This is a genomic window from Celeribacter sp. HF31 (assembly GCF_011806455.1).
In the GTDB taxonomy this organism is placed as follows: Bacteria; Pseudomonadota; Alphaproteobacteria; order Rhodobacterales; family Rhodobacteraceae; genus Celeribacter.
Window position 1 is genome coordinate 427,552 of record NZ_JAATOT010000002.1, and the last position, 19,933, is coordinate 447,484.

The 19,933-nt window shown below is 60.6% G+C and carries 22 protein-coding genes; 15 read left to right on the forward strand and 7 right to left on the reverse strand.

Going from position 1 to position 19,933, the window contains the following annotated elements; translation table 11 throughout:
- Nucleotides 1-67 precede the first annotated feature (67 nt).
- On the forward strand, nt 68-1,072 hold the full coding sequence (bmt, locus tag HCZ23_RS05495; protein ID WP_167600694.1) for a betaine--homocysteine S-methyltransferase: 1,005 nt from the start codon (nt 68-70) through the stop codon (nt 1,070-1,072).
- Here bmt and HCZ23_RS05500 read toward each other — a convergent pair.
- Together HCZ23_RS05500 and HCZ23_RS05505 are read right to left on the reverse strand one after the other, a co-directional pair.
- Nucleotides 1,069-2,193, reverse strand: coding sequence for a PA0069 family radical SAM protein (locus HCZ23_RS05500; protein ID WP_167600695.1), 1,125 nt, complete (start codon nt 2,191-2,193; stop codon nt 1,069-1,071). The two genes, bmt and HCZ23_RS05500, sit on opposite strands and share 4 nt — an antisense overlap.
- A gap of 71 nt (nt 2,194-2,264) precedes the next feature.
- On the reverse strand, nt 2,265-2,675 hold the full coding sequence (locus HCZ23_RS05505) for a SufE family protein (RefSeq protein ID WP_167600696.1): 411 nt from the start codon (nt 2,673-2,675) through the stop codon (nt 2,265-2,267).
- 177 nt (nt 2,676-2,852) lie between these two features.
- Here HCZ23_RS05505 and HCZ23_RS05510 point away from each other — a divergent pair, with 177 nt between their 5' ends.
- From HCZ23_RS05510 to HCZ23_RS05520, 3 genes are all read left to right on the forward strand, one after another.
- Nucleotides 2,853-3,353 (forward strand): hypothetical protein, encoded by a 501-nt coding sequence (locus HCZ23_RS05510; protein ID WP_167600697.1) that lies wholly within the window; start codon nt 2,853-2,855, stop codon nt 3,351-3,353.
- A gap of 88 nt (nt 3,354-3,441) precedes the next feature.
- Nucleotides 3,442-4,392, forward strand: a complete 951-nt coding sequence (locus HCZ23_RS05515; protein ID WP_167600698.1) for a nucleoside hydrolase — start codon at nt 3,442-3,444, stop codon at nt 4,390-4,392.
- A 38-nt stretch (nt 4,393-4,430) separates the two neighbouring features.
- Entirely contained in the window at nt 4,431-5,831 is a 1,401-nt protein-coding gene (locus HCZ23_RS05520; RefSeq protein WP_167600699.1) for a YdiU family protein, read from the forward strand.
- A gap of 4 nt (nt 5,832-5,835) precedes the next feature.
- Here HCZ23_RS05520 and HCZ23_RS05525 read toward each other — a convergent pair whose 3' ends face one another.
- A complete protein-coding gene (locus HCZ23_RS05525) occupies nt 5,836-6,510 on the reverse strand; it encodes a hypothetical protein (RefSeq protein ID WP_254869938.1) in 675 nt (224 codons plus the stop codon).
- A 36-nt stretch (nt 6,511-6,546) separates the two neighbouring features.
- On the opposite strand from HCZ23_RS05525, the gene HCZ23_RS05530 reads away from it, so the two are divergent.
- The 3 genes from HCZ23_RS05530 (at nt 6,547) to HCZ23_RS05540 (ending at nt 9,494) form a co-directional block, all read left to right on the forward strand.
- Nucleotides 6,547-7,254: an endonuclease/exonuclease/phosphatase family protein gene (locus HCZ23_RS05530; protein ID WP_167600700.1), complete on the forward strand. Its 708-nt coding sequence runs from the start codon at nt 6,547-6,549 to the stop codon at nt 7,252-7,254.
- A gap of 144 nt (nt 7,255-7,398) precedes the next feature.
- Nucleotides 7,399-8,664 carry a sodium:proton antiporter gene (locus HCZ23_RS05535; RefSeq protein WP_167600701.1) on the forward strand — a complete coding sequence of 422 codons (1,266 nt, stop codon included), beginning with the start codon at nt 7,399-7,401 and terminating at the stop codon, nt 8,662-8,664.
- Complete coding sequence (locus HCZ23_RS05540; protein WP_167600702.1) at nt 8,661-9,494, forward strand: PhzF family phenazine biosynthesis protein; 834 nt, start codon at nt 8,661-8,663, stop codon at nt 9,492-9,494. Before HCZ23_RS05535 ends, HCZ23_RS05540 begins: the two co-directional genes overlap by 4 nt.
- 7 nt (nt 9,495-9,501) lie before the next feature.
- Here HCZ23_RS05540 and HCZ23_RS05545 read toward each other — a convergent pair whose 3' ends face one another.
- Nucleotides 9,502-10,149: a TetR/AcrR family transcriptional regulator gene (locus HCZ23_RS05545; RefSeq protein WP_303048526.1), complete on the reverse strand. Its 648-nt coding sequence runs from the start codon at nt 10,147-10,149 to the stop codon at nt 9,502-9,504.
- Between the two features lie 133 nt (nt 10,150-10,282).
- Between HCZ23_RS05545 and HCZ23_RS05550 the strand changes: the two genes are divergently transcribed.
- From HCZ23_RS05550 to HCZ23_RS05570, 5 genes are all read left to right on the forward strand, one after another.
- Nucleotides 10,283-11,125, forward strand: coding sequence for an oxidoreductase (locus tag HCZ23_RS05550; protein ID WP_167600703.1), 843 nt, complete (start codon nt 10,283-10,285; stop codon nt 11,123-11,125).
- A 119-nt stretch (nt 11,126-11,244) separates the two neighbouring features.
- Nucleotides 11,245-11,655, forward strand: a complete 411-nt coding sequence (locus HCZ23_RS05555; RefSeq protein ID WP_167600704.1) for a Fur family transcriptional regulator — start codon at nt 11,245-11,247, stop codon at nt 11,653-11,655.
- 122 nt (nt 11,656-11,777) lie between these two features.
- Nucleotides 11,778-12,686 (forward strand): DMT family transporter, encoded by a 909-nt coding sequence (locus tag HCZ23_RS05560; RefSeq protein ID WP_167600705.1) that lies wholly within the window; start codon nt 11,778-11,780, stop codon nt 12,684-12,686.
- Between the two features lie 151 nt (nt 12,687-12,837).
- A complete protein-coding gene (gene eno / locus HCZ23_RS05565) occupies nt 12,838-14,115 on the forward strand; it encodes a phosphopyruvate hydratase (RefSeq protein WP_167600706.1) in 1,278 nt (425 codons plus the stop codon).
- Nucleotides 14,116-14,179: 64 nt separating this feature from the next.
- Nucleotides 14,180-14,830: a DUF2314 domain-containing protein gene (locus HCZ23_RS05570; protein ID WP_167600707.1), complete on the forward strand. Its 651-nt coding sequence runs from the start codon at nt 14,180-14,182 to the stop codon at nt 14,828-14,830.
- A 2-nt stretch (nt 14,831-14,832) separates the two neighbouring features.
- On the opposite strand, the gene HCZ23_RS05575 is transcribed toward HCZ23_RS05570, so the two are convergent.
- Entirely contained in the window at nt 14,833-15,390 is a 558-nt protein-coding gene (locus HCZ23_RS05575; protein WP_254869939.1) for a hypothetical protein, read from the reverse strand.
- A 106-nt stretch (nt 15,391-15,496) separates the two neighbouring features.
- Between HCZ23_RS05575 and HCZ23_RS05580 the strand changes: the two genes are divergently transcribed.
- Nucleotides 15,497-16,123: a GNAT family N-acetyltransferase gene (locus tag HCZ23_RS05580; RefSeq protein ID WP_167600708.1), complete on the forward strand. Its 627-nt coding sequence runs from the start codon at nt 15,497-15,499 to the stop codon at nt 16,121-16,123.
- 220 nt (nt 16,124-16,343) lie between these two features.
- Here HCZ23_RS05580 and HCZ23_RS05585 read toward each other — a convergent pair whose 3' ends face one another.
- Complete coding sequence (locus tag HCZ23_RS05585; protein ID WP_167600709.1) at nt 16,344-16,619, reverse strand: glucose-6-phosphate isomerase; 276 nt, start codon at nt 16,617-16,619, stop codon at nt 16,344-16,346.
- A gap of 131 nt (nt 16,620-16,750) precedes the next feature.
- Here HCZ23_RS05585 and HCZ23_RS05590 point away from each other — a divergent pair, with 131 nt between their 5' ends.
- Nucleotides 16,751-17,179 (forward strand): cupin domain-containing protein, encoded by a 429-nt coding sequence (locus HCZ23_RS05590; protein ID WP_167600710.1) that lies wholly within the window; start codon nt 16,751-16,753, stop codon nt 17,177-17,179.
- Nucleotides 17,180-17,423: 244 nt separating this feature from the next.
- On the opposite strand, the gene HCZ23_RS05595 is transcribed toward HCZ23_RS05590, so the two are convergent.
- Nucleotides 17,424-18,533 carry an anhydro-N-acetylmuramic acid kinase gene (locus tag HCZ23_RS05595; protein ID WP_167600711.1) on the reverse strand — a complete coding sequence of 370 codons (1,110 nt, stop codon included), beginning with the start codon at nt 18,531-18,533 and terminating at the stop codon, nt 17,424-17,426.
- Between the two features lie 72 nt (nt 18,534-18,605).
- Here HCZ23_RS05595 and tyrS point away from each other — a divergent pair, with 72 nt between their 5' ends.
- A complete protein-coding gene (tyrS, locus tag HCZ23_RS05600; protein ID WP_167600712.1) occupies nt 18,606-19,895 on the forward strand; it encodes a tyrosine--tRNA ligase in 1,290 nt (429 codons plus the stop codon).
- Nucleotides 19,896-19,933 lie beyond the last annotated feature (38 nt).

Genomic DNA, 19,933 nt, shown 5'->3' on the forward strand with positions numbered 1-19,933 from the left:
CCCATCCGCTTTGCCACTTGGCCGAAAAAGTTTTAGGACGTCAGACATTACCTTTGCCGGAGGCCGCATGCCCGAACTCGTGCCCGATACGCAGACTGACACCACGCTGAGCCAACTTCTGAGCGCCCGTGATTGGCTTTTGGCCGATGGCGCAATGGCGACGGGGCTCTATGACATGGGCCTCCCGCGTGGCACGGCGCCGGAGATGTGGACTTTCGACAGACCCGAGTGCGTCCTGACGTTACACAAAGAAGCCATCGCCGCAGGCGCCGACATTCTTCTGACCAACTCCTTTGGCGGCACCTCGGCACGGCTGAAACATATGGGCGCAGAAGCTCAGGTCTTTGAGTTCAACAAAACCGCTGCCGAGCTGACCCGCCAAGCCGCCGACACCGCCACACGCCCGGTGGTCGTCGCCGGGACGATGGGGCCGACGGGAGAGATTTTGGCCCCGATGGGCACGCTCTCCCAGGCGGCCGCCACCGAAATGTTTTTCAATCAGGCGCAAGCGCTGAAAGCCGGTGGCGCCGACGTGGCCTGGATCGAAACCATGTCTTCGCTCGATGAGTTGAGCGCCGCCGCAGAAGGCGCCCGCAAAGCGGGGCTGCCTTGGATCGGGACGATGAGTTTCGACACGGGCAGCGCGACCATGATGGGCGTCACCCCGGCACAGCTTTCCACTCTGGTGGACACGATGGCGCATCCGCCTTTGGCCTATGGCGCGAATTGCGGCGCGGGGCCATCCGCTGTGGTGCGCAGCATTCTGGACCTGACGGCCCGCGCGCCCGAATGCCCCATCGTGGCCAAGGCCAACGCAGGCCTGCCGCAGGTGATCGACGGGCAGCTGCATTACGACATCACGCCCGAGATGATGGCCGATTACGCCTGTCTCGCGCGCGATGCAGGCGCGCGGATCATCGGAGGGTGCTGCGGCACACGTCCCGCGCATCTCAACGCCATGAAACAGGCACTCGAAAGCCGCCCCAAAGGACCGAGGCCGACACTCGAACAGGTCGTAGCAGCCCTTGGCCCCTTCGCTGTCGACGCAGATACGGCCGAGGACGCGTTTTAAAACAGGCTCAGCTGATCCCCCGGTTTGGGCGGCACGGCAAAGAGATCCGTGCGCAGTTTTGTCCCCTGCCGCGTGAGCCCGGCGCGGCTCAGCGCGATTTCGAAGCGTTTCGACATCAGCTCCGCCCATTCGCCTTCGCCGCGCATCCGCTTGCCGAAGGTGCTGTCATTGGCCTTGCCGCCGCGCAGCTCACGCACCCGGTTCATCACCCGCGCGGCGCGGTCGGGCACATGGGTGTCGAGCCACTCTTCGAACAAGGGCGCGACCTCCAGAGGCAAGCGCAGCATGATATAGGCCGCCGCTTTGGCCCCATGGGTGGCAGCAGCGGCAAGGATCGCCTCCAACTCGTGATCGGTGAGCGCAGGAATAACCGGCGCGACCATGACGCGGACGGGAATGCCCGCCTCCGACAGCGCGCGGATGGTTTTCAGCCGCCGCGCCGGCACCGGCGCGCGGGGTTCCAACTGACGCGACAGGCGCGAGCCGAGCGTGGTCACGGACACCCCGACATGCACAAGACCTTTCGCGGCCATCGGCGCCAGAATGTCGATGTCGCGCTCGATCAAGGTGCCCTTGGTGACGATGGTCACCGGGTGATTGTGCTCTGAGAGCACCTCGAGAATGCTGCGCATGATGCGGTCGCGCGCCTCGATCGGCTGATAGGGGTCGGTGTTTGTGCCCATGGCAATCGGCGCGACCTCATAGCTTTTGGCCGCGAGTTCGCGCCGCAGGACCTCCGCCGCGCCGAGTTTGCGCGTCAGCCGAGTTTCGAAATCCAGCCCCGGCGACAGGCCGAGATAGGCGTGGCTCGGACGGGCGAAACAATAGGAACAGCCGTGTTCGCAACCGCGATAGGGGTTGATCGAACGGTCGAACGGAATGTCTGGACTGTCGTTGCGGGTGATGATCTTGCGCGGGCGCTCGTCCACCGTGGTGGTGCGCATCACGCTTTGCTCAAGCTCCGCGTCCCAACCGTCGATGAAGGTTTCGCGGGCCAGTTTTTCAAACCGCCCTGTGGCGTTTGACGTGCTGCCACGCGCCTTGGGCACCAGCCCCAAAGGCAGCGTGTCGCTGAAGAAATCACTCGAAAGATCGGAGGAGACTCTGGATTCGTGGCTCATGCCTCAAACATGAACAAAAAGAGAACACTTGCCAAGAGGGGATCACGTGGGGAGCTTGAACTCTGCCATCCTCAGGCCGCTTTCTGCGCGGTCTCCATGATGCGTTCGACCATGGCGCGCAACCCGTTGGAGCGCTGCGACGACAGATGTTCGTCGAGGCCCAGACGGGCAAGCTCGGCATGGGCATCCGTGGCAAGCACCTCAGAAACCGCAAGCCCGGCGAACAATTCGTGCAAAATGGCGATCAAACCCTGCACGATCATCGCATCCGAGGCGCCCTGGAAGTCGAATGCGCCATCCTCGACGGTGGGCACCAGCCAGACCTGCGAGGCGCAGCCTTCGACCTTTGTCGCGGGAACTTTGAAGGCATCGTCCAAGGGCGGAAAGGCCTTGCCCATCTCGATCACATGGCGATAGCGATCCTCCCAATCGTCCAGAAACTCAAAGGTCTCGACAATCTCTTCGAAGGACTCTTGCGCCATGATCAGCTCCTCGGTTTTGCTCTCGCAAATCACATAAGCCCTTGCCCGGCAAAGGTCCAGTCCACCGCTCTGACCCTCGCGTTTTCGGCGCGGAGACACAACGCGGGCTTTTCAACAGGGGGCTTTTCGGGTAGCCCTTGGGCAACGAAGGACCACGAGCGTGTAAGGGAGAAGCCGATGCGGCGTCAGGTGATCATTTCGGGGCTGGTTCTGTCCCTGTTGGCGGGCTGCGCCACGGTGAGAGAGTCGCGGTTCAACCCGCTCAACTGGTTCGGCAAATCCGAAGCCGTTGCCGTGGATGAAAATGGCCAGAACGTCACGGTGCTGAGAACCCTTGCGCCGCGCAAAGGCTATCCGGTCTTTGTCGACACCCGCCCGCTGGCACCTCAGATCATTGAGTTGCAGATGGTCAAATCCGCCTCCGGCGCCATCGTAACCGCCACCGCCGCCCTGCCCTCTGCAGGCTATTATGACGCCGAACTGGTCGCCGCACCCTCTGATCGCGCCGACACTTTGGTCTTCGATTTCCGCCTGCGTGCGCCCTCTGAGACGGTGCCCGCCCTCAGCCCGGCGCAGCGTCAGATCACGGCGGCGAAATCTTTGTCGAACACGGACATCGCGGGCATTCGCACGGTGATTGTGCGTGGGGCAGACGGCGCGCGCCAAGTGCGCCGCTAAGTCTGGCGCCAAGGTGGTCTGATCGGCTTTACATCCCGTTTTGCCCGGAGCATGCTACGCCTTTGACCACCCAGTAAAAGGCACGCCTATGTCGGACTTTCCGCGCAAAATCATCATCGACACGGACCCCGGACAGGATGACGCCATGGCGATCCTTCTGGCGCTTGGCTCGCCCGAGGAGATCGACCTTTTGGGCATCGTCGCGGTCGCCGGGAATGTGCCGATCGAGCGCACCTCCGAGAATGCGCGCAAAATCTGCGAAGTCGCCGGGCGTCCGGATGTCTTGGTCTTCGCGGGCTGTGATCGGCCGCTGGCACACACGCTGGTGACCGCCGAACATGTGCACGGCAAAACCGGCCTCGACGGGATCGAATTGCCGACGCCGACGATGCCTTTGCAAAAGCAGCACGGCGTGGATTTCATCATCGAAACGCTGCGCCGCGAGGCCCCCGGCACGGTGACGCTTTGCCCGATGGGGCCTTTGACCAACATCGCGACCGCCTTTGAAAAAGCGCCGGATATTGTCGAGCGGGTGCAGGAAATCGTCCTGATGGGCGGCGCCTATTTCGAAGTCGGAAACATCACCCCCGCCGCCGAATTCAACATCTACGTCGACCCGGAAGCGGCGGATATTGTGTTTAAATCTGGCGTCAAACTGACGGTGATGCCGCTGGATTGTACGCATAAAGTGCTGGTCACCGCGCCGCGTTTGCAGGCGTTCAAGGAGTTTGGCACTCACCTGGGCGAAGTGGTCGCAGGCTGGCTCGACTTTTTTGAGCGTTTCGACATCGAGAAATACGGCTCGCAGGGTGGCCCTTTGCACGATCCGACGGTGATCGCCTATCTGATCAAGCCGGAACTGTTTTCCGGGCGTTTCATCAATGTCGAGATCGAAACCCAGTCGAAACTGACCCGTGGCATGACCGTCGCCGATTGGTGGGGCGTCACGGATCGGCCCAAGAATGCGATGTTCATGGGAGATGCGGATGCGGATGGGTTCTTTGATCTATTGACGGAGCGTGTCCGCCGCCTTCAATGAGTATTTGGCCAGCAAAGGAAACGGATTACATTGAGGCTATGACCCAGTTTGACAATTCCTATGCCCGCCTGCCGAAAGAGTTTCACACCAGGATCGCGCCGGAGCTATCGCCCGCACCCGAAGTCATGCTTTGGAATGCGCCTTTGGCGGAGACCTTGGGTGTATCCGACTGGGATGCGCCGATGCTTGCGGGCAATGTTATCCCCGAGGGCGCCGATCCGATTGCACAGGTCTATGCCGGGCATCAGTTCGGCGGCTGGTCGCCGCAGCTGGGCGACGGGCGCGCGGTGCTTTTGGGCGAGGTGGTCACAGAGGATGGCCGGTTCGACATTCACCTCAAAGGCGCGGGTCGGACGCCGTATTCGCGCAATGGCGACGGGCGGGCGTGGATCGGGCCGGTGCTGCGCGAATATATCGTCAGCGAGTTCATGCATGCGGCGGGAGTGCCGACGACGCGCGCCTTGGCGGCGCTTCGGACCGGCGGGCGGGTGCAGCGTGAGCGCGCCTATCCCGGCGGGCTTTTGGTGCGCATTGCGTCCAGTCACATCCGGGTTGGCACGTTTCAATATTTCACGGCACGCGGCGATGAGGCCTCTGTCAAGATTTTGACCGACCACGTCCGCGCGCGGCATTACCCGAAGGCCAAAGATACGCTCGAGCTTTACGCAGAAATCGTCAAAGCGCAGGCGCGGTTGATCGCGACATGGATGGGGCTGGGCTTTGTCCACGGGGTGATGAACACGGACAATATGGCGGTGTCGGGCGAGACGATTGATTACGGTCCCTGCGCCTTCATCGACGGCTATTCCCCCAAGGCGGTTTACAGTTCCATCGACCAATTCGGGCGCTATGCCTATGAGCAACAGCCCTCCATGGCGCATTGGAATCTGGCGCAGCTTGGGTCTTGTTTCGTGCCGCAAATGGAAGAGGAGCTCGGCGGGCAGCATAAGGCGATTGATGCGTTGACCGAGGTTTTGAATGCCTTCCCCGAGGCCTATCAGGCCCAGTGGCGTAGGGTGTTTGGCGCAAAGCTTGGGATTTCCGATCCGAGTGAGGCGGATTTGACGCTCATTCAGGACCTCTTGGGACTGATGGCCAAGGACGGTGCGGATTTCACCAACACCTTCAGAGGTTTGCTGGATGGCTCCGCACGCGACTGGATGCTGGATCGGGCGGCGTTTGACGCCTGGGTGCCGCGTTGGGAGGCACGGCGTTCTGAGAATTGGCAAGAGATCATCGCCAAGACCAGCCCCGCCGTCATCCCGCGCAATCATCGGATCGAAGAGGCGATTCAAGCCGCACTTGAGGGCGATGAAAGCAAGGCGGCGCGGCTGGCGCGGGTGCTGAGCACTCCTTTCGAACTGGCGAAAGACGATGAGGATTTGACGCATCCGCCGAGAGAGGATCAGGTGGTGCACAAGACGTTCTGCGGAACGTGATCTCTCACTTCGAGCGATATTTCCCGAACAACCGCTTGTTGCGGGTGATGAAATCGCGGATCAGGCTGGCAAAGAGGGTATTGCGATCAAAGGCCACGTAGATCGCGCCGGACACTGCCCCCACAAGGCCGCCGCCCGCATCGACGATCAGGTCCCACATCGTGTCCTGAAGGCCGGATTTCTGCATATTCGTGCCGAACGCCTGATCCATGGTATATTCGAAAATCTCCCAAATCGCACCGATGGACATCGCAAAACAAAAGGCGAAAAGCCCCATCGCCCAAGGGGGCGCGGCATAACGGTCGCCTTGGAACAGCATGAAAATCGCGATGAAGCCCACAAGGCCAAAGCCCAGTGCCGAACCGCCGTGCAGCACCACGTCCCACCACCAATAGCGATTGTAGAAATCGCCCACCTCGCCCAGAAACAGCGTCGCGAAGATGAAGAGCACAATCCCCGCCATGAAGGAGCGCGGGATGTAAATGTGAAAGCGACGCGCAAAAAACATCGGCACGAGCGTCAGCCCGAATGTGCCCAGCGCGATGAAGGACGAGGTGTAGCGGGACGCCACGAGGCCCGCGACGAATTCCGCCAAAAGCGCCACCCAGACGAGGCGCATCACCAAGGGCTGGGCGCGGGCCTTGGTCATCAGCTCTTGCAAGGTCTCTTTGGCAGACATGGTGAAATCCTGTTGTTGAATGCCTATGTTAACCGGATGATACCGAAAGTGGAAACCGGCGCGCTGCGCCTCGCCTCATATAATCTGCGCAAATGCAAAGGCACGGATGGCAAGCGTGCGCCGGGGCGGGTGTTGGATGTGATCAACAGCCTTGAGGCAGACGTCATTGCGCTGCAAGAGGCCGATCTGCGGTTGGGGCCGCGCCCCGCCGCGCTGCCGTCTCGGATGATCGACACGCATACAGAGTTCACCGCCCTGCCCGTCAACACCTCGCCGGTCTCCGTCGGCTGGCATGGCAATGCGATTTTGGTGCGCAAAGGGGCCTTGGTCGAGGCGGTGCATCGTTTCGATCTGCCGGGGTTGGAGCCGCGTGGATCGGTGGCGGTGGATCTGCCAAACCTGCGCGTCGTGGGGGTGCATCTGGGCCTGTTGCGCAGCTCGCGGCAGAAACAGCTTCACGCCATTCGTGCGCATCTGGCCAAACTCGACGACCGCCCCACCGTCATCTTGGGCGATTTCAACGAATGGTCGCGCACGCAGGGCCTCGATCCGTTACGTGACGCCTTTGACATCCACGCGCCGGGACGCTCGTTTCACGCCTCGCGCCCGATGGCCGCGCTGGACCGCGTCGCCTTTACCCCCGCGTTAGAAATGCGCGACGCGGGCGTGGCGGAGACGGTGTTGTCGCGCCAAGCGTCCGACCATTTGCCGATCTGGGCCGATTTGCGCCAGACAAGGCCCTGACAAGTCCCTGATCTGACGGGAAGTTTCCACGGTATCATGTCGTCTCTGCGAATGCGGTATGCGATAATCTGTGGTGCGCTTGTCGAGAAATCGTTTTAAACCCGACCCAAGACGATTTTTACGGTTCCCTCTCGAGGCATTCCCATGACCCTTCTGCAAATCACCTCGCTTCTGATCGTGCTCGCCGGCGCCTTCGGGGCGATCAATTATCTGTTTTTGAAACTCCCCTCCTCCATCGGCATTCTCGTCGTGGCGCTCATTGCCTCTCTCGCGGTGATCGGCCTCGACGTCATCTACCCCGCCTCGCAGGTCGAAGAGACCATCCGCGCCGAGGTTCTGGCCTTTGATTTCTCCGACACGCTGTTGGAGGGCATGTTGGGGCTGTTGCTCTTTGCAGGCGCGTTGCATGTGAAGGTCTCCGATCTTCGCGCGCAATGGAGGCCGGTGTTTCTCATGGCAACCTTGGGCGTGGCTCTGTCCACCGCCGTGGTGGGCGCAGGCTTTAGCTGGCTGACCGGCATGCCCTTGTTGATCGCGCTGACCTTCGGGGCGCTGATTTCGCCGACCGATCCGGTGGCGGTTCTGGGCGTGTTGCGGCAGGCGTCTCTGCCGAAAAGCCTTGAGACCAAGATCGCGGGCGAGAGCCTGTTCAACGATGGCGTGGGCTATGTGGTCTATCTGGTGCTGGTTGGCCTGGCCTTTGCGGGCACGGGGCACGGCGATACGCATGGGAGTGAGAATGCCGTCGAAGGCGCGCTTTGGCTCTTTGCCCAAGAGGCCATCGGCGGTGCTTTGTTGGGTCTTATTCTCGGTTGGCTGACCTTCCGCGTGATGCGCCTCATTGACGACTATGCGCTTGAGGTGCTGATCACCTTGGGGCTCGCGTTCGGTGGCTATGAGCTGGCGGTCGCGCTGCATGTCTCCGCCCCGATCATGGCGGTCTGCGCCGGGCTTTTGATCGGCGATGTGGGCGCGAGATACGGCATGTCCGAAGAAACCCGCCGCTATGTCGATGCCTTCTGGAAGATGATCGACGAGATCCTGAACGCCCTCCTCTTCCTGATGATCGGCTTCGAGGTCTTCGCCATCGCTTTCGAAACCTCTTCCGTCATCGCCGGCCTTATGGCCATCGTTTTGGCACTCGTCGCGCGGCTCACGGCGGTGGCGATCCCGGTTCTGATGCTCAAACCCTTCTCGGATTTCTCGAAAGGCACCATCCCGATCATGACCTGGGGCGGGCTCAAAGGCGGGATTTCCGTCGCCCTCGCCCTCTCCTTGCCCGACAGCGAATGGAAACCGCTGATCCTGACGGCAACCTATATCGTGGTGGTCTTCTCCATCATCGTCCAGGGTCTCACCGTCGCCGCCGTCGCGAAACGTGTCGGCCCTGAACCGGAGTTGGATGTATGACGAAATACCTGACCTATGACGTCTTCACCGATCGCGCCTTTGGCGGCAATCCTCTGGCCGTGGTGCCCGAGGCGGCCCCCCTGCCCGAAGAGCAGCTGCAAAAGATCGCGCGCGAATTCAACTATTCGGAGACGGTGTTTCTCTATCCGCCCGAGGAGGCGGGGAACACCGCGCGGCTCAGGATTTTCACGCCGACGATGGAGGTGCCTTTTGCGGGGCATCCCACCATCGGTGCGGCCGTGGCGCTCTCTGAGATGGGCTATGGGCCGGAGTTGCGGCTTGAGTTGAAGGTCGGGTTGATCACCGCGACAGCCGCAGGTGGCAAAGCCGAATTCACCGCCACGCAGCCGCTTGAGACCCTCGCGCATCCTGAAGCGGCTCTGGTGGCCAAAGCGCTGGGATTGGCTGAGAGCGAGCTTGCATCCGCGCCTGTCATGGCGGGGATGGGGCTCGCGTTCACCTTCACGGAACTGACCTCGCGCGCGGCTTTGGCACGCATCACGTGCGACATCGCCAGTTTCCGCGAGGGCCATGCGCGCTACCCGATGGGCCTCGACTTTGCCCAAGTGCCCTATTGGCGCGATGGCGACACGGTTCACATGCGCATGTTTGCACCGCTCGACGACATTCCCGAAGATCCCGCGACGGGGTCTGCGGCGGCGGCCCTTGGGCGGCTCTTTCAGGAGCGCGACGGCGGCGACATCACCATGACAATTCACCAAGGCGACGACATGGGGCGTCCCTCGCGAATCTCGGTCCATGCCACCCCCGAAGGCGTCACCATCGGCGGTCAAGCGATCCGCATGATGGAGGGCACTCTGCTCGTTTAAATGGGGTTTAGGCGCTTGCGTCAGCGGCACCTTTGAGGATCAAGCGCGCAGCGGTGACAAAGGCCGCGTCGGGCTCAGAGGCGCCGTAAACCTGTTTCACATCTTCCGGCAACTCGTCGAAAAACGCGGGCCGTGCGACGGAGAGTTGTGCCGCGCCTTGCAGAGCCACGAACAAGGCATGCACCAGATCGAAGGCCTCGCCACTGCCCATCGCGCGCTCGGTGGCCATTTCGGTCGTCAGACGTGCGGCCTGCGCCCCGACTGCGCGTTTCGTGCGGATCAAAGCCTCGCGCGACAGGTTGGCTTCGATGATCGTGGTGAGCCGCGCCATCAACGGCAGGAACAGCGCATTCTCGCGCGCTTCCATCGACATCGCCCGGATCAATGCCTCATCCTCTCCGACATGAGGCAAAAGCGCGTCGACATAACCGCTCAGCCCCTCGACAAACAGCAGAGCAAAGACCTCTTCCTTGGTTTTCACATAGAGATAGAGCGTGCCCTTGGCGAGGCCCGCGCGTTTCGCAAGGCCGGACATGGTGACGCTCTCGAACCCGGATTCGGCAATCATCTCACGCGCCGCCGACAGGACAACTGACCGCCGGTCAGTTTTCTCCTCCGCTGTTCTGGCTCTTTTTTTGTTTTCCCTCAAAGACATGTGACTTCACTTCCCGGATTCGCGCCGATCTCCCTTTACAAATGACCGACGGTCATTAATTTAGTGACTGGCGGTCATTTACATGACAACCTTGTTGCATATCCCACGCCCAGAAGTCAAAGAAAGGTCCCTCATGACAACCTCGCATCACGCCACAGGGCCGAAAAGGTCGGCGCCGAAAGTGATCCTGATCACCGGCGCCTCGTCCGGCATCGGCCAACAAAGCGCGCTCGATCTGATCCGCGAGGGCCACATCGTCTATGGCGCCGCCCGGCGGGTGGAGGCCATGGCCCCCCTCATCGAGGCGGGCGGGCATACGCTTGCCCTCGATGTCACCGAAGACGCCAGCATGGTTGCCGCCGTCCAGCAGGTGATCGAGGCCGAAGGCCGGATCGACGTGCTGATCAACAACGCGGGCTACGCCACCTATGGCGCGGTCGAGGATATTCCGATGGAGACCGGACGCCGCCAATTGGAGGTCAACATCATGGGGCTGGCCCGCATGACACAATTGGTCCTGCCGCATATGCGCGCACAGCAAGCGGGGCGGATCCTCAACATCTCCTCCATCGGCGGCACGATCCACACGCCTTTGGGCGCCTGGTATCACGGCACCAAATTCTTTGTCGAAGGCTTCACCAACGCCCTGCGGCTGGAGGTTGAGGACAAGGGCATCCAGATGGTGCTGATCGCACCCGGGCTGATCGACACCGGCTTTTCCGAGGTTCTGACCAAAGAGTTGACTCGCAACGAAAAAGAACCCGCCTATAAGCCGCTCTACGATGGGCTGCGCAATGCAGACGCCCAGGCCCAATCGGCGCCCGGCACCGTCTCGAAAGCGATTTCCAAAGCCATCTCGGCCAGACATCCCAAAACGATCTATCGCGCCGGGAAATATGCAAACCTGCTCTACGTCCTGCGCCGCCTGCTGCCGCATCGGGTCTTCGACAAGATGGTTCTGAGCATGGTCAAATGAGACTCGAACGCCCACCCCCAAAAGCGCGAACCAACAATTGCGAGTAAGTCGCAAAAGCGGGCTGGACCAATCCGGCCCGTTTTTTTACCTTTGGGTCGAACACCAGAGCCGGAGCCCTCATGACAGACACGATCCTGATGCGTTGCGAGGCCAAGGGCCTGCGCCTGACCGAGCAACGCCGCGTCATCGCCTCTGTGCTCGAAGAGGCGGCGGATCATCCGGATGTCGAGGAACTTTACGCCCGCGCCTCCGCCAAGGACCCGAAAATTTCGCTGGCCACGGTGTACCGCACGGTGAAGCTGTTCGAAGAGCGCGGCATTTTGGACAAGCTCGAATTCGGCGACGGCCGCGCGCGGTACGAGCCGGCGGATCGGGCGCATCACGATCATCTGATCGACATGGAGACCGGGCAGGTCATCGAATTCGTCGACCCGGAGATCGAAGCGTTGCAGGAGAAAATCGCGGAGCGACTGGGGTTCGATCTCAAAGGCCATCGCCTTGAGCTTTACGGGGTGCGCAAGAAAGGGTGAACGCATCGCGACCTGGGGGTGAGTGGTTTCGCCCTCCCCCGTCTGCAGCTTTGTGGGCGTCACAGAGCTTGCCGCCTGTCCTCGCGACAGGGCAAGCTTCGGGAAAACACTCGGGACCCCTTATGCACAATTTGCGCGCCATTCTCATGATCATCGGCTCCATGGCCTTTTTCACCGTGGAGGACATGTTCATCAAACAGCTCTCCACGCGTGTGCCGGTGGGACAGGTGCTTGTGGTGGTCGCTTTGGGTGGGGCCAGCGCCTTTCTGGTCTGGGCTTTGCTGCGCCGTGATCCGATCCTTGCGGCCCGCAACTGGCGTCTGATGGTCCTGTTGCGCGCCGCGACCGAAGCCGTGGCCTCTGTCGCTTTTGTCACCGCACTCTCGCGGGTCGACATTTCCACCGTCGGCGCCGTGTTCCAATCCATGCCTTTGGTGGTCACGCTGGGCGCGGCGCTGTTTCTGGGCGAGCGCGTCGGCTGGCGGCGGTGGAGCGCGATTGCGGTGGGCTTTGCGGGCGTCTTGATGATCATTCGCCCCGGCCTCTCGGCTTTTGAACCGCAGGTGCTCTGGGTGCTCGTCACCGTGGCGGCCGTCGCTGCACGCGATCTGATGACCCGTGTGATCGACGTCGCCGTGCCGTCATCTGTGGTGTCGTTTCAGGCCTTCCTCGCCGTCCTCCCCGCCGCGCTGTTCACTCTGTGGATGTCCGGCGAAAGCCTCGTGCCCTATACGCCGTCGCTTCTCGCCATGACGCTTGTGGCGATTTCCGGCGGCGTTTTGGGCTATGCATTGATCGTCGCGGGCATGCGGCTTGGCGATGCCTCCGCCGTCACGCCGTTTCGCTACACCCGCCTGATCTTTACCATGATCGGGGGCATCCTGGTCTTTGGCGAGCGGCCCGATCTGATGACCTATCTCGGCTCCGCGCTGATCATCGCCTCCGGGCTTTACAGCTTCCTGCGCGAACGCAGATTGGCGCGGCTGGATCGTGACACTTTGAGGACAGATCTCGAAGCGCCCGGGATATAACGCCGGATTTAACCCCGCTTTAGAAAGCGTCGTTTTCAAAGAGTTGGCCAATGTTAGCGCATGGGTTGTTGACCTACCCGCCCCGGCTGGTATCAAACAGGCAACTGGCCCGCCAACCGAATTGCCCACCAAATTGAAAAGGGACTACGCCATGAGCACCATCATCGACATCATCGGTCGCGAAATTCTCGACAGCCGCGGCAATCCGACCGTGGAAGTGGACGTCATCCTTGAAGACGGCACCATGGGCCGCGCTGCCGTGCCGTCGGGCGCCTCGACCGGTGCGCATGAAGCCGTGGAAAAGCGCGACGGTGACAAGTCCCGCTATCTGGGCAAAGGCGTTTTGGAAGCCGTCGCCGCCGTGAACGGTGAGATTGCCGAAGCCCTCGTCGGCATGGACGCCACCGAGCAAGAAGCCCTCGACGCCGTGATGATCGAGCTGGACGGCACGCCGAACAAAGGCCGCCTTGGCGCCAACGCCATTCTCGGCGTCTCGCTGGCTGCGGCCAAAGCTGCTGCGGATTACTCCGCCCTGCCGCTCTACCGCTACGTCGGTGGCTCCGCCGCCCGCGTTCTGCCGGTGCCTATGATGAACATCATCAACGGCGGTGAGCATGCCGACAACCCGATCGACTTTCAGGAATTCATGATCATGCCGGTCTCGGCCGCGAATGTGAAAGAAGCGATCCGCATGGGCTCCGAAGTGTTTCACACACTGAAAAAAGAGCTCTCCGCCGCCGGTTACAACACCGGCATCGGCGACGAGGGCGGCTTTGCCCCGAACATCTCGTCCACCCGCGAAGCGCTGGATTTCGTGCTCTCCGCCATCGAGAAAGCCGGCTACAAACCGGGCGAAGACATCTACCTCGCGCTCGATTGCGCCTCGACCGAATATTACGAGGGCGGCAAATACGAGATGAAGGGCGAGGGCAAATCGCTCACCTCTGAGGAAAACGCCGACTACCTCGTCGAGCTGTGCAACGACTACCCGATCATCTCGATCGAAGACGGCATGGCCGAGGACGACTGGGCCGGGTGGAAGCTTTTGACCGACAAACTCGGCGATAAAGTCCAACTCGTGGGCGACGATCTCTTCGTGACCAACCCGGAGCGTCTGGCCTCTGGCATCGAGCAAGGCGTGGCCAACTCCATGCTGGTCAAAGTGAACCAGATCGGATCGCTCTCCGAGACGCTCAAAGCCGTCGATATGGCCCACCGCGCGCGCTACACCAACGTGATGTCGCACCGCTCCGGCGAGACCGAGGACGCGACGATTGCGGACCTTGCGGTTGCCACCAACTGCGGCCAAATCAAAACCGGCTCCATGTCGCGCTCCGACAGGATGGCGAAATACAACCAGCTGATCCGCATCGAGGAACAACTGGGCGCGACGGCAGAATATGCCGGGACGGCGATTTTGAGGAAGTGAGCGTACCGCCACATTTATGCCATAGAGATGAGAGACTCCGGGAGCATTCGCCCGGAGTTTTTTCATGTTTGATTTCCTATCTTCTCTGATCCGACGCTTTAGGCGTCCCGGCTGGACACTGATTGACCCGCGCCCAATCCGTGAAGAGGCCCCTTACACCTTCAACATCCCCTCAAGCGATACACTTGCAAGTGTTGAAATCGGAGACTGCGTCAAGCTTATCTTCGAGGGTACAGGCGGGGATGCTTACGATGTCGAACGTATGTGGGTCGAAGTAGACAGACGCGATGATCGTGGTTGGACTGGAAGATTAAGCAATGTTCCAGTCGGTCTGCGCGCCATTCAACTCCACGACACAATTCAATTTCAAGACTATCATATCATTGACGTGGACCCTTTGCGTCTCGAAGACGAGGACCCCGTCGCGCATGGGGCATATTTCGCACGCTGTCATGTCGCGAAGGATATTATAGATGGCAAGGATACGGTCCAGCGCATAGAGAGGCGCGAACCGCGCGCGCCAGATCCCGACACGAACATTCAGGATACGGGGCTATTTCTCTTCGGTACGAAAGATACGCGACCAGAAGATATGGCCTATGTGGCTTTGGGCATCGTGTTGAATAGGGATGACAGTATGTTGGACATCTTGATGGAAAACCGCACTTCCTTGCAGTTCCTGCGTGACGCTTCCGGCAGCTTTATCGCCAAATAAGCTCACCCCTCCTGCGCCTGCTTCATCATCCGCTCATGCACTGGCACCATGCCGCGGGCAGCCATGTCAGAGACCTCGGCGGCATGAACATTAAGCGCGGTGACAATCTCCGGGTCATCCGAGGTTTGCACCACAACGATTCCCGCGTCCGTCACCTCAATCTCCGTTTCGATCGCGCCGGTGCGGTCGAAGAAAATGTCCAGCGTCGGGGATTGGATCATGATCTGCGGATCGCGCCCTTCATCTACCCGTGCCGACATGCCGACCACATGGCTCACCAGCGCATCCATCACTTCCGGGTCCGAAGACCGTGTCACGGTGCGAATGCCGTTCGGCAGGTTTTCGACCTCGCGCGAGAGCGTGGTGAAATTCCGGAACATCACCTCCAGCTCGGCACTTTCCTGCAGCGTGGCGTCACCACCGCGCAGTCCGGGCATAGTCACTTCATCGTGGCCAGTGCCATCCGCGCCATGCGTATGATCCATGGTTTGGGAAACGCCCATTTGCGCAGAAAACAACAGCGACATTCCCAGAGCGATCGAAAGAGTGAAGGATTTCATATCTGGGTCCTTTTTTGCCTATGCCACCTATAACACAGTCAGAAAAACGCGTGCATCACGATGCTGCCAGCTTGTAAATCCCGCTCGGCTGCGTCACTTTCCATCAATGATCAAGACCTCCCTCTCCAGCCCCCTCTCCAGCCCGCTCGAAGATGGCCTCCACGAGCTGCCCTCCGGCAAGCTCGCCGCCATTGTCACCTACCTCGAAATGGTCTCCCGACCTGCCCCACGACCTGCGCCGGCGCAGCCGGGCTTGGAGTTGATCCGCCATGAGGCGCCCGGTCTCGAGTGGTATCGCGCGCTTTATCGACGTGTCGGCGAGGATTGGCTTTGGTTTTCACGGATGTATATGGCGGATGACGCGCTTGCCGCAATCCTGACCGACCCGAATGTCGAGGTCTATTCCGTGCGCAAAGACGGCGCGGACCTTGGCCTATTGGAACTTGATTTCCGCGACCCCGAGAACACCGAGTTGGCGTTTTTCGGGTTGGACGAAAGCCTGATCGGCGGCGGCACCGGGCGGTGGTTGATGGAACATGCGCTGGACAAGGCGTTTGCGCGCCCGATCAAGCGGTTCTTCGTCCACACCTGTACGCTGGACAGCCCGCAGGCCGTGGGGTTCTACATCCGCTCAGGCTTTACCCCCTACGCCCGCGCCATCGAGGTGATGGACGATCCGCGCATGAATGGCCCGCTGGCGGAGACGGCCGCACCGCAGATCCCGATGATCTAAGCGTTTTTCGTTTAATCTGACTCAGATTGAGCGAAAAACGTTGCCACACTGAATTGATATTGCTCCGTTTCTCAAAAATTGAGTGCCCCGAGTTTTTTAGAAACGCTTTAAAGGCAAAAGGCCCCGCAATATTGCGAGGCCTTCGAAAACAAACACTCTGTACAAGAAACCTGAGCACTGGTCACTTTACAAACTCATGAGGCAACTTGTGCCCGGCATCTTACGGGCATTTCGCCGTGTAATAGGTGCCGTCGCCGTTCGAATAGGCACAGGTCGCAGCGCTCGCATCCTTGGCGACCAGAGCGCCGGCAGCAGCGCCACCCAGCGTGGCCAGAACGGTCCATTCGTCACTGGAGCCCAGCGCATCGGCGGTGATGTAGCCCAGACCAGCACCGGCAGCAGCGCCGACGCCGGTGCTCATGTCGGTGTTGCTCATCTGACAAGCGGCGAGTGCGGGCGCGGCAAAGGCCATCGCCAAAAGGATTTTCTTGGACATGGAAGTCTCCCGTTGATCTTATTTCTGTGGGGTCAACGTCGGCCTCGCCGGAATGGTTCCTGAAAAACTGTCCTAAATGTGCAAATGCGTGAGCGAAAACGAGGTAAATATCTGAAATCATGACAAAAGAAATGTCCGCAGACGAGATCATCGCAAAGCTGAACCTGACGCCCCACCCCGAAGGCGGGCACTATCGGCAAACCTGGATCGCCGAGACCGAAGGCGATGCGCGGGCCACGGGAACCTGTATCTATTTCCTGCTCAAGGCGGGCGAGCGAAGCCATTGGCACCGGGTCGATGCGACCGAGATTTGGCATTACTACGCGGGCGCGCCTTTGGTTCTGTCTCTGTCGGAGACGGAAGACGGCCCGGCGCGGGATTTGATCCTTGGGCCAAATTTACAGGCCGGAGAAGCGCCCCAACTCATTGTGCCGCCGCATCATTGGCAGGCGGCCAAGACGACCGGAGACTGGACGCTGGTCGGCTGTACGGTCTCGCCGGGCTTCCGGTTTGAAGGCTTTGAACTGGCCGCTGCTGATTTTGAGATTCCGCGCAGCTGATTAGGGCCAAGGCGAAGATAATTTCGGGTTACGGGGAATACTGTCGCATTTTTCCCCACAGATTTGGCAAAATGGTAAGGTTTTCCAGACTGGCTTAAAACTGACGTTGGGTTAACTTGAGCGCGTTAACCAGTGTCGGGGGGGGAACCAGTGACCACACGTTTTCCCATTGTTTTGAGTTTTGGACCCGGCGGAGTTGCACCTCGCAAGCTGCCGGGTCTTGTTCTCCTCCCATTTTAACGCTTCAGGCCTTGGCCAGATCAGGGCGCGAAATGCGCCCGCCCCCGATCGCGGCTCGCACGCCAGTCGTCATCGGCGCAGAGGTCGGCATCCCGTAGATGACCCGCACTGCGAGATAGGCAAAGGCCTGCGCCTCCAGCATATCGCCATCGAGCGCCACCTCTTCGACCGGCAGCACCGGACAATCCACCCCCGCCGCAATCATCGCCATCAGCGTCGCATTGTGACGCCCGCCGCCGGTGACATAGAGCGCCGTCGGCGGCTCCGGACAATGGTCCATGGCGCGCGCGACCGAAGCCGCGGCAAAGGCGGTCAGAGTGGCAGCAGCATCGGCGTCGGACAGCGGTAGGGCGGCCTCGAGAACGCCGTGAAAATCGTTTCGGTCCAGAGATTTCGGCGGCATTTTGTAGAAATAGGGATGCTCAAGACCCTTGGCGACGATCTCCATATCCGGCACGCCTTTTGCCGCCAATGCACCGTCCGCATCATGGGTCTCGCCCCGGCGCGCACGCATCAGATCGTTCACCGGCGCATTCGCGGGGCCAGTGTCAAACGCCAGCAAAGCGCCGGGCGCTGCCGGGTCCTCCACAGAGGGATCGACCCAAGTGAGATTGCCGACGCCGCCGAGATTGAGAAAGGCGACCGGCGCCTCCGCCCCGATATAGCGCGCCAAAGCGTGATGGTAGAAGGGCGCCAAAGGCGCGCCCTGCCCGCCCATCTCGACATCTGCGGACCTGAAATCCCAGACCACCGGCACGCCCGTGACCTCGGCCAAAACCGCGCCGTCGCCCGCCTGATAGGTCCGGCCCTCATCGGGGGCGTGGTTCAAGGTCTGGCCATGAAAGCCGATCAACTCAAAGCCCTCAAGCCCGGACAAGGCCTCGGCATGGGCCGTCTCGATCAGCTCGGTCAGCTCATGTGACGCCTGCCAGGTGCCAAGCTCCGCGCGGAACATCTCTTGTTCCGTCTCCGAATAGCCACGAAACGTGCTTTCGCCGAAGTCGAAAATCTCGACACCATCGGTGTTCAAAAGTGCCACATCCACCCCGTCCAATGACGTGCCGGACATACATCCGGCGGCCCAGATCGGAGACTTCTTACCCTGACGGCTCATCACACTCTTTCCCTTTGACGCGCAGCCCGATATATCAGGCCGCGCTGACCCTTTGAACGGAAAATGTGACAGATGACCTACCATCCCAAATCGGAATTCCTGCGCGTGATCATTGAGCGCGGGTTCTTGGCCGATTGCACCAATTTGCAAGAGCTGGACGACGCGCTGAACAAGGGGATGGTGACCGCCTATATCGGCTATGACGCGACGGCCAAATCGCTGCACGTCGGGCATCTGTTGAACATCATGCTGCTGCGCTGGTTCCAGAAGACCGGCAACAAGCCGATCACGCTCATGGGCGGCGGCACCACGAAAGTGGGCGACCCCTCTTTCCGCTCCGACGAGCGCCCTCTGTTGGGACCGGAGCAGATCGACGAGAACATCGCAGGCATGCAGCAGGTGTTCGATCGCTATCTGGACTACGCAGACGCAGGCAACACGCCCTCAAGTAGCGAAGCGGTAGGGCAAAATAATCTTGCGCTCATGCGCAACAACGCCGAATGGCTCGACAGCCTGAACTACCTCGATTTCCTGCGCGACATCGGGCGGCATTTCTCGGTCAACCGGATGCTGTCCTTTGAATCCGTGAAATCGCGTCTGGACCGCGAGCAATCGCTGTCCTTCCTCGAATTCAACTACATGATTTTGCAGGCCTATGACTTCCTGGAGCTGAACCGCCGCTACGACTGTCTCTTGCAGATGGGCGGCTCGGATCAGTGGGGCAATATCGTCAACGGCATCGACCTGACGCGTCGTGTGCTGGACAATGAAATCTACGGGCTGACCACGCCACTTTTGACCACCTCGGACGGGCGCAAGATGGGCAAATCCCAAGGCGGTGCCGTTTGGCTCAACTCCGAGATGCTCTCGCCCTATGAGTTCTGGCAGTTCTGGCGCAACACGACGGATGCCGACACCGGCCGCTTCCTCAAGCTCTACACCGATCTGCCGGTCGAAGAGTGCGAGCGTCTCGGCGCACTTGAGGGTTCAGAGATCAACGAAGCCAAGATCATTCTCGCCAATGAGGTCACCACGCTTTTGCATGGCGCCGAGGCTGCGCAGGCCGCCGAGGCCACCGCGCGCGAGGTGTTTGAGAAAGGCGGCGTGGGCGATGACCTTCCGACCGTGGACCTGGCGGCATCGGACATCGGCGACGGCATTTCCATCGTGCAATTGTTCGTCAAATCCGGTCTCGCCGACAGTGGCAAAGCGGCGAAACGCCTGTTTGCCGAGGGCGGCGCCAAGGTGAATGACGAAGATCACAAGGATGCGGGCCTTCTGGTGACCGCTGATATGCTCAAGGAGCCGATGAAGCTGTCGGCGGGCAAAAAACGCCACGCTTTGGTGGTCTGCAAGGGCTAGAAACGGCTCCAAATCACGAGATGATCCAAAGCCGCGCA